The sequence below is a fragment of the Butyrivibrio sp. genome (assembly GCF_024699075.1).
This window is the reverse complement of sequence record NZ_JAILQF010000261.1, coordinates 41359-57106: the sequence shown is the minus strand read 5'-3', so window position 1 is coordinate 57106 and position 15748 is coordinate 41359. Positions and strand designations below refer to the sequence as shown.

Annotated in this window: 9 protein-coding genes; all 9 read left to right on the top strand. The window is 37.9% G+C overall.

All coding sequences use genetic code 11. The features are described 5' to 3' along the window. Positions 1-795: 795 nt before the first annotated feature. The gene (locus K6G87_RS10860; protein ID WP_296836959.1) at positions 796-1815 is read left to right on the top strand and encodes a peptidylprolyl isomerase; all 1020 of its coding nucleotides are present in this window, start codon (positions 796-798) and stop codon (positions 1813-1815) included. A gap of 5 nt (positions 1816-1820) precedes the next feature. Then, positions 1821-2855, top strand: coding sequence for an acyltransferase family protein (locus tag K6G87_RS10855; protein WP_296836957.1), 1035 nt, complete (start codon positions 1821-1823; stop codon positions 2853-2855). 364 nt (positions 2856-3219) lie between these two features. Beyond that, positions 3220-5358, top strand: a complete 2139-nt coding sequence (gene htpG / locus K6G87_RS10850) for a molecular chaperone HtpG (RefSeq protein WP_296836954.1) — start codon at positions 3220-3222, stop codon at positions 5356-5358. 107 nt (positions 5359-5465) lie between these two features. Further along, entirely contained in the window at positions 5466-9140 is a 3675-nt protein-coding gene (locus tag K6G87_RS10845; protein ID WP_296836951.1) for a DUF5717 family protein, read from the top strand. Continuing rightward, a complete protein-coding gene (locus tag K6G87_RS10840; RefSeq protein WP_296836948.1) occupies positions 9137-10456 on the top strand; it encodes a DUF5716 family protein in 1320 nt (439 codons plus the stop codon). Before K6G87_RS10845 ends, K6G87_RS10840 begins: the two co-directional genes overlap by 4 nt. A gap of 52 nt (positions 10457-10508) precedes the next feature. Beyond that, a complete protein-coding gene (locus tag K6G87_RS10835) occupies positions 10509-11339 on the top strand; it encodes a hypothetical protein (RefSeq protein WP_296836946.1) in 831 nt (276 codons plus the stop codon). A 61-nt stretch (positions 11340-11400) separates the two neighbouring features. Then, positions 11401-12657 carry a hypothetical protein gene (locus tag K6G87_RS10830; RefSeq protein ID WP_296836942.1) on the top strand — a complete coding sequence of 419 codons (1257 nt, stop codon included), beginning with the start codon at positions 11401-11403 and terminating at the stop codon, positions 12655-12657. Between the two features lie 315 nt (positions 12658-12972). Further along, positions 12973-14406, top strand: coding sequence for an adenylosuccinate lyase (purB, locus tag K6G87_RS10825; protein ID WP_296836939.1), 1434 nt, complete (start codon positions 12973-12975; stop codon positions 14404-14406). Between the two features lie 373 nt (positions 14407-14779). Beyond that, positions 14780-15748: a family 43 glycosylhydrolase gene (locus K6G87_RS10820; RefSeq protein ID WP_330669822.1), complete on the top strand. Its 969-nt coding sequence runs from the start codon at positions 14780-14782 to the stop codon at positions 15746-15748.

The following is a 15748-nucleotide window of genomic DNA, read 5'->3' as shown; positions in this document are numbered from 1 at the left end:
CTGTATCGGTCTTGCCCCAAAGTTTATCGTCGGTTCCTTCGAGGATTCCTATTATTTTTTTCATAGAAGGAGTAAGATCTTTATAACGTATCGTTACATATTCCTGTCCTTCCGTAATTTTCTTAATATCAATATTCATCTAATATCCCCGTCATATAGAAATAAACCTTATGCAAACACAGACTATATCTCATTGCTATAGTCACGAGCATTAGTCTGCAAAATCTAAAATGCTTGTGATAATCTTTTCAGCTATATCTAAGCTTTAATGATTAATATTTTAATTAGGTGAAATCGCAATCGCTTCGCTTTTTGCTCGTTATAAAAAATAATTAACTTTACTATTAAAATCATATGATAAGAATAGTCTTACGCTCAAAACATATATTTTGTCATAAGGCTCAAAAGTCTTTTTATGACGTAAGGGTCAAAAGTCATTTCGATTCAAGCTTGCTCGAAATCGAATATGAATTTATGACCCGCCAAACATGAGCAAAGTAGCACGTAGTGCGGATTTGTGAATGTTTGAGGGCGCAAGACATCCGGGGGATGTCTGTTTTGCGCCGACCGGAGTGGAACGTAGATGTGGGAGTTTCGTAGAAACGGAACAATCCGACCGTCATAAGGTGTCAAAAGGTACTTTTGACACCTACATCGTAATATATAAAATGATCAAGATAACCCATCACCTTTAGGTGGTATCACTTTCAGATTTAGACGAGACTAGGGTATATGACTTTTTTGCAGAATCTTTTTTCTTTCAAAAAAAATATAAAAGTACTGGCGCTTTGCATTATGGCATGCCTTGTTTTAAGCGGGTGTGCCAACCCCTTTGCGGGTGGCAAGGATAGTATTAGTGTTGTTCTTACTACCGGATTTTCCAAAGATGAGGTCTTTCGTATTGAAGATATTTCCTGCAGCCTTGCTGAAGTTGAAGTATATCTTATAAATACTCAGAACTCTTATCAAAGTACGCTTGGAAGTGGTATCTGGGATTCGGATGATAGTCTTACTGAGAATCTTAAATCAACCTGTCTTGCAAGACTTGCCCAGATAAAGACTATGGTTCTTTTGGCAGAAAATAATGGAATAATGCTTGATGATTCTGAGATCAAAGCTGCAGAGAGTGCTGCAAAAGAGTACTATGAAACTTTGTCTGAAGCTGATATTAAGGCGATGGACAATGTGACCCTTGATACCATACAGACGCTTTATGAAGAACATGCTCTTGCAGGAAAGCTTTATGAATATACTATAAGAGATATAAATCCTGAAGTCAGTGATGATGAAGCAAGAACACTTACTGTTCAGCAGATACTTCTTAAAACTTACGAGACTGATGAAAGCGGTAACCGTGTTGAGATGTCAGAAGAAGCTAAGGCAGAGATCTATGCCAAGATGCAGGATATTGAAAAGCAGCTTTTAGATGGTGCATCCTTTGAAAGCATGGTTGAGACATATAATGAAGCTGATGATGGAACTGTTTCCTTTGGTAAAGGGGAAGTCGACGAAAATCTTGAAACTGTTGCATTTAACCTGTCAACTGATGAGATTTCAGATATAATAGAAACAGAGGATGGTTACATGCTCATAAAGTGTGTTACAACCTTTGACAAGGAAGAAACAGAGCTTAATAAGGTCCGTATAGCTGAAGAGCGAAGAAGTGAAGCTTTTGCACAGGAGTATGATGAGTTTGCAAAGGGGCTTACAAGAGAGATCAACAGTCAGCTATGGGATAACATCTCTTTATGTGATGATCCTGAAGTAACAACCAAAGAATTTTTTGATATATACAATAAGTATTTTGAGGATTAAGTGACATGGGTAAAAGGGAGACCTGGATAGACAGCATAAAAGTACTTGCTTGTACGCTGATACTTGTGGGGCATCTGCTCCAGGGACTTCAGCGCACGGGGATACTTGTGCGCGAACCAAGGCTTACTTTTTTTATTTGGTTTATATACCTTTTCCATGTACAGTTATTCTTTTTGAGTAGCGGATATCTATATGCCAAAAGTGACAGGGGTACAGGCTTAATGTCATGGCTTGGAAATGTGGGATATAAGCTTGTGGCTCTTGGCGTTCCGTATTTTGTTTTTTCAACTATTACATGGCTTTTGAAAAACAGCTTTGTAGATCTTGTTAATATAAGGACAGGGCACTTGTGGTCCTTTCTTTTAAAGTCTCCGGCTCTTGCTCAGTACTGGTATTTATATACCTTGTTCTTTCTGTTCCTTTTTATTCCTAATATTAAAAATTCAAAAGTCCTTATGGTGATACTTTTGGGATTTTTCGTACTTTATCTTTTATCGAATAAATTTGTTGCCTTTTTTATTCCGTATTCTATGGCTCAGTATGGCTTTTGGTTTGTGCTTGGAATGATAATGCAGAATATGGGATTTGGTAATATAGCACCTAAAAAGAGAATACTTTTTACAGCTCTTGTATTTCTTATCCTGTTTACAGGCCTTTCAAGTGCTTTGTATTCTTATGGCTACAGAGCGACCTTCAGCGCATGGACACTTCTTCTTGGAACGCTTGCCTGCCTTGGTTTTACTATGCTTTTTAAATATATAGAAGCAAGCGGCATTACAAGCAGCAATGTTACAGTTTTGTCCAAATATACTTTTCCTGTATATTTATTACATACGATATATGCAGCAAGTGTCAGAACCCTGCTGATATATTTTGGAATAAGAGATGTTCAGCTTCATGTGGTTCTTGGCCTTATCGCTGGCACCATTGGATCAATAGTTACAGCATGGCTTTTTGAGAAGCTGGTTTATCCTGAGTTTGTATTTTATCCCTGGAAGGTTATAAAAAAGGTTAAGGATAAAAATGCCAGTGGTAAATAGATAAAGAGCAAAGTAAAAATACCAGTGGTAAATGGAAAATAATTAAGATGATAATACTACTGGAAAATGGAAAAACATAAGATGAAATACCAGTTTATAAAAGTTTAAGAACTAGGGAAAACCTTATAAACACTGCATTAGATGATTTTTGTTAGCACTCATGTCGTTTGAGTGCTAATTATTTATTGACTTTTGGTCAGACCAGAATTAATATTACTAAGTGAACAAATTTTAAGTAAATAGTACTTAAGGTACGAGGATTTGTTTTATCTAAAATACTTGCAGACATATATGTCTGTTTGATCTAATCTTTATCAAATATGAAGATTATATCCTAATATTTATGTTTCAGGAGGCATTAGGAATGGCAGGAAGAAAAGGTAATTTAAGTATCAATTCGGAGAATATGTTTCCGATCATCAAGAAATGGCTGTATTCAGACCATGATATCTTTTATCGTGAGGTAATCTCCAATGCTTGTGATGCTATCACAAAGGTCAGAAAGATGGATGCAATGGGAGATTATGAGATCCCTGAAGGATACAAGCCCAGAGTAGACGTTGTGCTTAACGATAAAGAGAAGACTGTTACTATTACCGATAATGGTATTGGTATGACTGCAGATGAAGTTGAGGAATATATTAACCAGGTAGCATTTTCCGGAGCTACAGCATTCCTTGAAAAGTACAAGGATAAGGCTTCAGATGATCAGATCATAGGTCATTTCGGACTTGGCTTTTATTCAACATTTATGGTATCTGAAAGAGTTGATATCGATACTCTTTCTTACAAGGAAGGTTCTACAGCAGTTCACTGGACATGCGATGGATCATCAGAATTTGAAATGTCAGATGGCTCTAAGGATAGCGTAGGAACAACAATCACACTTCATCTTTCAGAAGACTGCCTTGAGTTCTGTAATGAATATAAGGCTAGAGAAGTAATCCAGAAGTACTGCTCATTCATGCCTTATGAAATCTATCTTTCAAAGGTAGATGAGGATCGTACAGAGATCGTCAAAGAGTCAGAGAAGCTTGACAGCGATGTTGTTATTGAAGAAGTCAAGGAAGAAGCTAAGAACACAGACGATGCTAAGAAAGAGGAATCCAAGGAACCTGAAGAAAAGAAGTTCAAGATTCGTCGTCGTCCACAGCTTCTTAATGATATACATCCTCTTTGGACCAAGACTCCTAATGATTGCACCAAAGATGAATATCTTGAGTTTTACAGAAAGACTTTCAATGATTACAAAGAGCCTTTGTTCTGGATTCACCTTAATATGGACTATCCTTTCAATTTAAAAGGTATACTTTATTTTCCTAAGATCAACATGGAATTTGAATCTATTGAAGGTGTCATAAAGCTTTACAACAATCAGGTATTTATTGCTGATAACATCAAAGAAGTTATTCCTGATTATCTGATGCTTCTTAAGGGTGTTATTGATTGTCCTGATCTTCCTCTTAACGTATCAAGATCAGCTCTTCAGAATGATGGATTTGTAAAGAAGATCTCTGATTATATCAGTAAGAAAGTTGCTGATAAGCTTTCAGGCCTTTGCAAGACTGATAAGGATAATTACGATAAGTATTGGGATGATATAGCTCCTTTCATTAAATATGGTTACCTTAAGGATGAGAAGTTTGCGGAGAAGATCAATGATTTCATCATGTTCAAGGATCTTGATGGCAAGTACTCAACTCTTCCTGAAGCTCTTCAGATCAATAAGGAAGCAGAAGAAGAGGCTGCCAAGGAAGAAGCTGCAGATGAAAACGGCAATAAAGTTGATGTAGATGTTGTTGATGAAAACGGCGATACAGTTACAGATGACAATAAAGGTGAAGACAAGGCTTCTGATGATAAGGATTCTAAGGAAAAAGAGCCTCGTATTATCTACTACGTAACTGATGAACAGCAGCAGAGCCAGTATATAAACATGTTCAAGGCTCATAAGATGACTGCATTCATTCTTAATACAAATATTGATACACCTTTCATGCAGTCTATCGAACAGAAGAATGAGAACATCAAATTCCAGAGAATTGATGCAGATCTTACAGATACATTTACTTCAAAGACTTCCAAGAAGGCTGAAAAGGAATTAGAAGAAGCTGCTACAAAGCTTCAGGACAAGATGCGTAAGGCGGTTGATAACAATACCCTTACAGTTAAGATCCAGAAGATCAAGGATAAGAAGGTATCTGCAATCCTTACAGTTTCTGAAGAGAGCCGTCGTATGCAGGATATGATGAAGATGTATGCTCTTAATGGAATGGGTTCTATGCCTGATATGACTAAGGAAGGTCAGACACTTGTTCTTAATGCTAATCATCCACTTGTTAAGTATGTTATGGAGCATGAAGATGACAAGAACAATAAGATGATCTGCGAACAGCTTTATGATCTTGCGAGAATACAGAATGCACCTCTTTCAGGTGATGATATGCTTAAGTTCATTAACCGTTCCAATGATATTATGGTTCTTGTGACAGAAAATAATTGATTATTTAAATATTTAAAGTAAAAATCCCCGAAATACGTACAGGAGTGTATTTCGGGGATTTTTGTGGTATCATAATAATATTAAATGCTTAGTCGGGGGAAGTTTTTTTGAAAGATTGTATTGACCGGATTTTAAAAGGACAGTTTGAGTATGACAGAGGGGAGCTATCTTTTTCCTTCCAGCAGCTCGAACTTAATATACAAGAGGGCGAAGAGATAGAAGGTACTTTTATTGTTACGGGGCCCAAAGAGAAGATGTCCAAGGGAACAGTCTCATCTACAGAGATCAGAATGGAGATCCTTACAGACAGCTTTTTGGGTGAAAAGAGTGAGATATCCTATCGCTTTCACAGTGAAGGCCTTTCGGGCGGAGATGTCATAAAAGGCTATTTTAGAGTTGTCTCTAATCGTGGGGAGTATATGCTGCCTTTTAGCGTAAGTGTAGAGCAGCCCAAAATTTCTTCAAGCCTTGGGGATATCAGAAATCTTTTCCACTTTACCAATCTTGCAAGATCTGAGTGGGATGAGGCACTTCATCTTTTTTATTCAAATCAGTTCCATTTTATATTTAAGGGCAATGATGCCCAATATGAGAGTCTTTACAGGGGACTTGCCAAGGAGAATATGTCACAGCACAACATGGACGAGTTTCTTGTGGCAATCAATAAAAAGCAGCCTGTAACCATAGAGTGTGATGTTAAGAGCTTTGAAGAAGAGGCTCCTAAGGAGATCACTGACAGAAGTATTATCCTGACTAAGGGTGGATGGGGATTTGCTCATCTTAGAGTTGAATTTGAAGGAGACTTTCTCTTTGGAGATAAGACTTACCTTACTGATGATGACTTTCTTGGAAGTAAGGCCTATCTTCATTTCAGAATAGATCCTGAATATCTTCATGGCGGTAACAACTATGGATGCATAAAAATATCCAATGAGTATACTCATATTGAAGTACCTGTTACTGTAACATCGATCGATCATGACGAAGAAAAGCACAAAAGTTATATAAGAAAAAAGCGCCTTACGCATGAGCTTTTAAGATCCTATCTTGCTTTCAGAGGAAGAAGGGTGTCATCAAGACAGTGGATGGCTGATACAGGCAAGCTCATAAGCCGTATGTTTACCGAAGATCCTGATGATATAGAATTTAAGCTTTACGGTGTGCATTTCCTTATAACAGCAGGAAGAATGGGACAGGGGCAGTATATTCTTGAACAGATAATGCCTGAAATAGACAGGCTTGCCCGCCTTGGTACAGAGTATGGACAGCAGACTTACTGCTATTATCTGTATCTTCAGACTCTTATAAGCAGGGAAGAGTCTGATATACAAAAGGCTACTGAGCTTATAGAAGAGGTGTTTAAAAGACATCCTGATAACTGGCGTATAGCCTGGATACTGGGATATGTTTCTGATGAGTATTCTCTTAATCCGCAGAATAAGTGGATGCTTCTTCAGGGGCAGTATGAGCGCGGCTGTAATTCTCCTATTGTATATATGGATGCTTTTACAATACTTAAGAATAAGCCGGAACTCTTTTTACGAATAGATGACTTTACTATCTCTGTTCTTGAGTTTGCTGCAGATCAGGGAATACTTACTATACCTGTTATGGAACAGGTTACTTATCTTGCCGGCAATGTAAGGAATTATGATAAGCGTCTTTACAAGATACTTAAAGCCTGTAATGAAACACAGGAAAGCGACGAAGCACTCCTTGCCTTATGTTCACTTCTTATGAAGGGAGAAAGATGTGACAAGGACAGTTATACATGGTACAAAAAGGGCGCAAGTAAGCAGCTTCGTCTTACAAGGCTTTATGAATATTATATGATGTCCCTTCCGGAAGATGAGGATGGAAGAGCAGTTGATGATATTCCGAGGGTTGTACTTATGTATTTCTCATATCAAAGTAATCTTCCCTGGAATAAGAATGCTGTTTTATACAGATATGTATATGAACACAAGGATGATTATCCGGAGCTTTTTGAATCCTACAGATTCCAGATAGACAAGTTTCTTGTGGGAGAAATTGAAAAAAGACATATAAACCCGGCACTTGGATGGCTATACGAGCATGTTGTAACACCTCAGATGATAGATGCTCAGAATGCACAGAAGTTCCTTGCAATACTATATACCTGCAGAATAACTGTTGAAGATCCTGATATACGTGAAGTAATCGTTATATATGACAAGTGCAGAAGCCAGATGCATTATGATGTTGTTAACAGGGTATGTAATCTTCCTCTTTATGGAAGTGAATATACCATACTTCTTGCTGATGCTAATGGCGACAGACACGCAGCTTCTGCTCCGTATACTATTACAAAGGTGATGAATCCAAGGAATCTTTTGTCCCTGACTACGCCTTACATTCAGAGCGGTACTGAGAATCTTGACCAGTTTTTGTGTGAACTTGGAAGAAGTGCCTACACCATAACTTTAGAAAATGCTTCAAGATACAGGGATCTGGCTGATTCTGACGTGATAAGAGAAGATGTTAGGGCACAGATAAGATCTGACCTCATAAGATTTTATTATGAGAATGATTTTATGAGACAGCTGTCTGAATACCTTAATATTATTGAACCTGAGAAGCTTACTCAAAGGCAGCGCAGTGAGATGCTTGAACTTATGGTCCTTACCGGTATGTATGATAAGGCGATCAAGTGGCTGAGACGTTATGGATGCTACAAGATCGATCCTAAGATCATTATGCGTCTGTGTGGAAGAGCATTCGATGTGCAAAGGGATAGCGAAGATAAGATACTTGCAGAAATTGCCTGGTATGCTTTCCGCATGGGCAAATATGATGAGCCGACGCTTTTGTTTTTATGTAACAGTTTTGATGGAACCATCAAAGAGATGAGAGATCTTCTTAAGGCTTCAGATTCATACGGTATGGAGAACAGGGATCTTATAGAGAAGATTCTGGTACAGATGCTTTATACAGGCTCCTATCTTGGAGATCATGTTGATCTTTACAGAAGTTATGTAAGAACAGGAACATTTATAGATCTTGAGATAGCATATCTTGCTCAGTGTTCTTATGATTATATGGTAAGGGATAAGGTTACTGAGCCTTATATTTATAACCGTATAGAAGCTTTACATAAGAATGGTATTGAGCTTCCTATAGTTACCAAGATGGCTTATCTTAAGTTCTTTGCTTATATAAGCTCTGCAGAAAGAGATACTTTAGCCAAAAACTATTCTGATCAAAAAGATGTAAGCATCTTAAGAAATAATGAGGTTTGTAAAGATTTTCTCAAGACCCTTATAACTAATGATCTGTATTTTGATTTTTACAAAAACTATACCGGAATATCTACTCTTATGTATTCGTTTGCAGACAGGGTGATTCTTGAGTATCATACAAGACCTAATATAAGATGCAGAGTTCATTATATGATGGTAACTGATAAGGGCGATATAGAAAATGGTGAGTATCTCGTTCAGGACCTTAAAGAGATGTATGACGGAATCTATGCTGCTAACTTTATACTCTTTTATGGAGAACAGATTCAGTACTATATAACTGAAGATCCAGAGCAAAGACTTGATGAGAATGGCCACGTAAAGCCTCAGATTCTTACTGAAAGCGGCGCTTTGTCGGTTGCAGATGAGAGTTTTACTGAAGGCTCAAGGCATGGTATGTATGGCCTTATCAATGATGTGATGATGTCTGAAGCACTTAATGATGACAAGGCCCAGTTCAAGCTTGCATCAGATTATTATAAGAACAAATTCCTTGTGGAGGAGTTTTTTAAACCTGTATGATATTTGATACTAAAAAATCTAAAAGCTATGTACTTGGATATGACCTATCTGATTCCTTCTGCCAGATTTCCTATCTGTCATCGGATTCTGATATGCCGCAGACTCTTTCTGTCCTTGCGGGAGCGGAACTTTATAATATTCCAACTGTTCTTTCCAAGGAAAAGGGGACTTCTAACTGGTATTATGGCAAGGATGCTGTTAAGAGAATAAAAGAAAATGATGATATTGAGATAAATGATCTTGTTCAAAAGGCAAGAGAGGGATCTGTTGTAAAAGTTGATGGGACCGAGTACAGTCCTGTTGCGCTTCTTGCTCTTTTTATAAAAAGAAGTCTGTCTCTATTGTCCATGGAAATGTCGATGGAACTTGTCAAATCGATAGTCTTTACGGCAAGAGACCTTGATGAAAAGATGGTGGAAGTCCTTGCTATGGTAGTCGATAAGCTGGGGCTTGATGGCTGTGATGTACTATACCAAAGCTATGAAGAAAGTTTGTATTACTATATGCTGTATCAGTCTGATGAACTTAAAAAGCAGAATGTTATAGCTGTAAGTTATGATTTTGGCAGGATGTATGTATATCTGCTTAGGTTCAACAGGGGACTTAGTCCCATTGTCGCATGTGTTGATACTTCATATTATGATGATCTTGCCCTTGCAGATCCTGAGCTTCCTGCTTCAGACGAGAAGATAGATATGATGGATGAGCAGCTGTTGTTCCTTTTGAGACATCATATGGAAAATATTGTTGTAAATTCCGTATATCTTCTTGGAAGTGGCTTCAGATCTCAGTGGATGCAGAAGAGCCTTAAATTCCTTTGCATGGGAAGAAGGGTGTTTCTTGGTAATAATCTTTTTTCTAAAGGTGCGAGTATAGCTGCAAGAGAGAAGATATGTCCAAGCGACTTTGTTTCTGATTATGTTTTCTTAAGAAAGGATAAGCTATTTTATAATATCGGAATGCTTGTGGATAAATCAGGCAAAGAAGTATATCATGCACTTCTTGATGCAGGAATATCCTGGTATGATGCAGCTGCATCCATAAGCGTTATACTTGATACAAAGCCTGAGCTTAAACTTATTATGACTTCTGTTATAGAAGGAACGCAGCATGAAGAAGTTTTAGAGCTCAAGGACCTTCCGGAACGTCCTGACAGGACCACAAGACTTAGGATAGATCTTCGCATGAAGTCTGAAGAGATACTTACTGTATATGTTGAAGATCAGGGATTCGGAGAGATATATCCTTCAAGCGGTACTACATGGAGCTTTGATGTTTCATGCAGAAGAGACTTAGAAATAGAAAATATTATCTGAAAAAATAGTATTTTAGTAAATAGTATTTGAGTAGTACATAGATGGAGTTTGTATGAGCAATGTCAAAATGTGTGTCGGTGCAAGATCAGATACACCGTATTATATGAAACACTTTGATAAGCAGCTTTATACCATTGAAGAGCTGTGTTATGTCATAACCAATAATGCTTTTATGCTTGAAGATGATGATATTGATGAAAATCTTATTGAATGGATAAGGGACAGACTTCACCTTCAGCCTCTTTCAGATATGCTTATAAAATTAAAGGATCAGAATGCCGGCTTATCTGAAATTGTAATGAATATCCTTATATATGTTGGATATAACACAGAAGAAGAGATAAGAGAAATAAGAAATCTTCTCGAACAAAGCTCTCACATGGATCAGTTCGACAAGAAATTTAATAAAGCCCGTATGTTCCTTGATAAGGGTAAGCTTTCAAGTGCTGAACAGGAGTACAGGTACCTTGAAGAGAATCTGCCGGAAGGTGCTGTTTCTGAGCTTTCCGTAGTTTATCATAATCTTGGAGTTATTTATGCCAGGAAGTTTTATTTTATGGAAGCAGCGGACTGCTTTAGAAAAGAGTATGATCTTATTCATACCAAAAGTGCGCTTATGTCATATATGTATGCCGTAAGAATATGTATGACAGAGAAGCAGTACGTCGATTATATGGCTGACAATAAAGATGCATATCTTCTGTCAATGGAACTGGAGAAGAAGATGAGTGATGCAGGGCTTATATATGATGCGGGAGACGACAAGCATCAGCTTGCTACGCTTTCTGTTTACAGAACAGAGGGCAATCATACAGCCTATAAAAATGGAATGAATGAAATAATAAGCAGCATGAAAGAGGATTACAGGAAGATGTGTACTTGAATCTGGTATTCAAGAATAATTCGCAGCTGAAGTGCTTTTATAGCTTCGGGAAAGGAAGACCATGGGATTTTTGGACTTGTTTCGCTCGAAAAAAGATGATGAAGACCTGGAACTTTCGGATGTTTACGAAGATGAAGAGAAAGATTCTTTAGAAGAATCTGAAAAAGAAAAACTTCATCGCGAAAGACATGAAGTAGGAGACTGGGAAAAGGTAATCTACTCAAGAGATGGAGTAAATATAGATGATGCCGCTTCACGGAGAAGCTATGTTCAAAGCTGTCTTACGCAGATGGAAGAGGGCAGCAGGCAGATCGAAGCACTTCAATATGAATACAGAACTGTGACCGGATACCTCCACGACATGGAGCTTCTTAATGAACTTCCAAAGGATGAACGTAATACTATCAATGAGTATGCCAGAAAAATCTATGAAAATGAAGAACAGCGCCAGCAGTACCTGAAACGTAAAAGTAAGATGACAGACAAAGAGTATGAACGCGTTGAGAAGCTTCAAGGGCAGGGTAGTGATATCATAAACAAGATGAAGGAATCTGAAGACTATCACAGGAAGATAAGAAAAGATCTTATCAGACTTGATAATGAACGTCAGGCTTATGATTACAGAAAATCAGAAGCCGATAAAGCACTTGTTACTAATAGAAATCTTTCTATATTTACAGTAATAGCTCTTGTGGTGATCCTTATAGTACTTGTAAGTTTGCAGACAGTCATGAGACTTGATGTTACTCTTGCATATATGCTTGTAATACTTGTAGCGGCTTTGTCAATTGTTGGGCTTTATATGAGACATGGCGCCTGTATGCAGGAAAGGAAGACTGTAAGAGCTGCCAAGGCACGTCTTATACAGCTTCAAAATACTGTTAAAGTCAGATATGTCAACAATCTGAATCTCCTTGATTATATGTATTTAAAATATGGGGTTGAATCCAGCAGTCAGCTCCAGTCAATGATGGATCGTTATCGTGAAGAGAGGGCTCAGCGAATCCAGTTTGAAGAAGCCGAGAAGCAGCTTGCTGATGATCAAAGAGAACTTCTTCGCGCGCTTCGCTACTCTCAGGTTAAGTCACCTGAAATATGGCTGCATCAGCCGGAGGCGCTTATTAATCATAATGAAGAAGTAGAAGTTCGTCATAATCTTATAGTTCAAAGACAGTCCCTTAGAAAGAGAATGGATTATAACAGAGAGATGGTAATAGGTGGAGCTCGTTCTGAGATTGAGGATCTTGCCAGAAGCTATCCCCGCTACGCCAATGAAATTCTTGATCAGGTTGCAAGATTCCAGGGAGTCGAGCTGTAAGAATCATTTATTTTCATTTTCGCATTAAGAATACTCTCGTATGCCTGCTGACAGATTGCTGATAAAACATTTTGAACATCTGTTCAAAAAAGCTTGATTAAATCGGTGAGATTTGCTATAAATGTAAAGGCGATTGCATTAAAAATATCTTGATGTTTTATGTATAAGATATTATTTATAGTATATCGCAAATATAATTACTACCTTGATATGTATTGTCAGATAGTTTGATGCTGATCTATATTCAGATGTATCTGATAGTATTATAAAGGCGAGAATTATTTGTATATTGATAGCAAAGGTCAGGAGGATGTTATGAGTACGGATCGTTATTCCAGTCCATTATCTGAGCGTTATGCAAGCCCTCAGATGCAGTATATTTTTTCACAGGATAAGAAATTCAGAACATGGAGAAGGCTCTGGATTGCGCTTGCAGAAACTGAAAAGGAACTTGGACTTGGTATTACTCAGGAACAGATAGATGAGATGAAAGAGCATCAGGATGACATCAATTATGATGTTGCCAAAGCTCGTGAGAAAGAGGTTCGTCATGACGTTATGAGTCATGTATATGCTTTTGGTGTTCAGTGCCCTAAGGCAAAGCCTATTATTCACCTTGGTGCTACTTCATGTTATGTTGGTGATAATACTGACATTATTATAATGACTGAAGGTTTAAGACTTGTTCGTAAGAAGCTTGTAAATGTTATAGCTGAGCTTTCAAAGTTTGCTGATGAGTATAAGAGCCTTCCTACACTTGGCTTTACACATTTCCAGCCTGCACAGCCTACAACAGTAGGTAAGAGAGCTTGTCTCTGGCTTCAGGACTTCACATATGATCTTGAAGATCTTGATTATGTACTTGATAATATGAGACTTCTTGGATGCAAGGGTACTACAGGTACACAGGCATCATTTTTAGAGCTCTTTGAAGGCGACCTTTCAAAGGTTGATAAGCTTGATCCTATGATCGCTGAGAAGATGGGCTTTAGTAACTGGGTCAGCGTATCAGGTCAGACTTATACACGTAAGATTGATGTTAAGGTTGTAAATGTTCTTGCAGGAATCGCTGAGTCTGCTACCAAGATGGCACAGGATATAAGACTTCTTCAGCACCTTAAGGAAGTTGAAGAGCCATTTGAAAAGAGCCAGATCGGTTCTTCTGCTATGGCTTATAAGCGTAATCCTATGAGATCAGAGCGTATTTGCTCTCTTGCAAGATATGTGATGGTTGATACACTTAATCCTGCGATCACAGAGGTATCTCAGTGGTTTGAGCGTACACTTGATGATTCTGCTAATAAGAGACTTTCAGTTCCGGAAGGCTTCCTTGCAACAGATGGTATCCTTGATCTGTGCCTTAACGTAGTTGACGGACTTGTTGTATATCCTAAGGTAATTGAAAAGCGTCTTATGTCTGAGCTTCCATTCATGGCTACAGAGAATATCATGATGGATGCTGTAAAGGCAGGCGGAGACCGTCAGGAGCTTCATGAAAGAATCAGAGAGCTTTCTATGGAAGCTGGCAAGAATGTTAAGGTTGAAGGTAAGGATAATAACCTTCTTGAGCTTATAGCTGCTGATCCTGCATTCCATATGTCACTTGAGGATCTTCAGAAATCAATGGATCCTTCCAAATATGTTGGATGCAGTGCTCACCAGGTAGAAAAGTTCCTTGGTGAAGTGGTTGCTCCTATACTTGAAGCTAATAAGGATGAGCTTGGAGTAAAAGCTGAGATCAACGTTTAAAAAGTGACTTCTTAAATGAAATAACAAAGAGTAATGACTATATAATTAGTCTTATATAAATAGTCTTATATATATATTTATATAAAAAATCATTCTTACGAAAAATGCGTAGCAACTTGCTACGCATTTTTTGCGCGCATTTTTATCTATAATAATAAACAGTTTTTACTAAAATAAATTGGCTATATTTTATAAAAATGTAAAGAAAAGCATCTTTTTGGTCTTTAAATTCTAAAACAGTCTTGCAAAGAAGCTGTATACCCCATATAATTTAGAAATTAGTAAAGTAATTTATTTAGACACAAACAAATAAAACAAATTTGCTTGCAAGGAGAAAAATGCTCTCTTTAGCAGCCAAGAAACGAGGTCAATGATGGGAGATACAAATCTTAAATTCAATGAACCATGGATACTTCAAAGAGCAGACCCTTATGTAGTGAAGAGTGATGACGGCTGGTATTATTTTACAGCTTCAATTCCTACATATGACAGAATCGCATTAAGAAGATCCAAAACTCTGTATGGTCTTAAGGATGCAGAAGAGGTAACCATATGGACTAAACATAAGACAGGTCCTATGGGGGATCATATATGGGCACCTGAACTTCACTTTGTTATGGGTAAATGGTACATCTACTTTGGAGCAGGAGAGGCGGAGAATAAGTGGGCACTTCGTCCCTATATTCTTGAGTGTCAGGGCAGTGATCCTATGAAGGATGAATGGGTTGAAAAGGGTATCCCAAAGGCAGCCAAGGATGATGAGTTTTCATTTAAAGCATTTTCACTTGATGCAACAGTTTTTGAAAATAAAGGCAGATGGTACTACGTCTGGGCAGAAAAGGTTGGCGTAGGAAGACAGATTTCCAATCTCTATATAGCAGAAATGGAAAATCCTTATACTTTAAAGACTGTACAGGTACTTCTTACAACTCCTGATTACGACTGGGAGAGAGTTGGATTCTGGGTTGATGAGGGACCTGGCGTTATAAAGAGAAATGGTAAGATCTTTTTGACCTTCTCATCAAGTGAGACAGGAATAGCTTACTGTGTTGGTATGCTTACAGCTGATGAAAACAGTGATCTTCTTGATCCAAGATCCTGGGATAAGTCAAGATATCCTGTTCTTAAATCTGACGAAGAAAAGGGCATATATGGACCAGGCCATAATTCATTTACGGTTGATGAAGATGGCAACGATATTATGGTCTATCACGCTCGTACAGAATCTGTGATAGTTGGAGATCCTTTGTACAATCCTAACCGACATGCATTTTTAATGCCGATTAAATGGGATAACGACGGAAATCCGGTATTTTCATTTGATAACGAAATTGGGAGATGA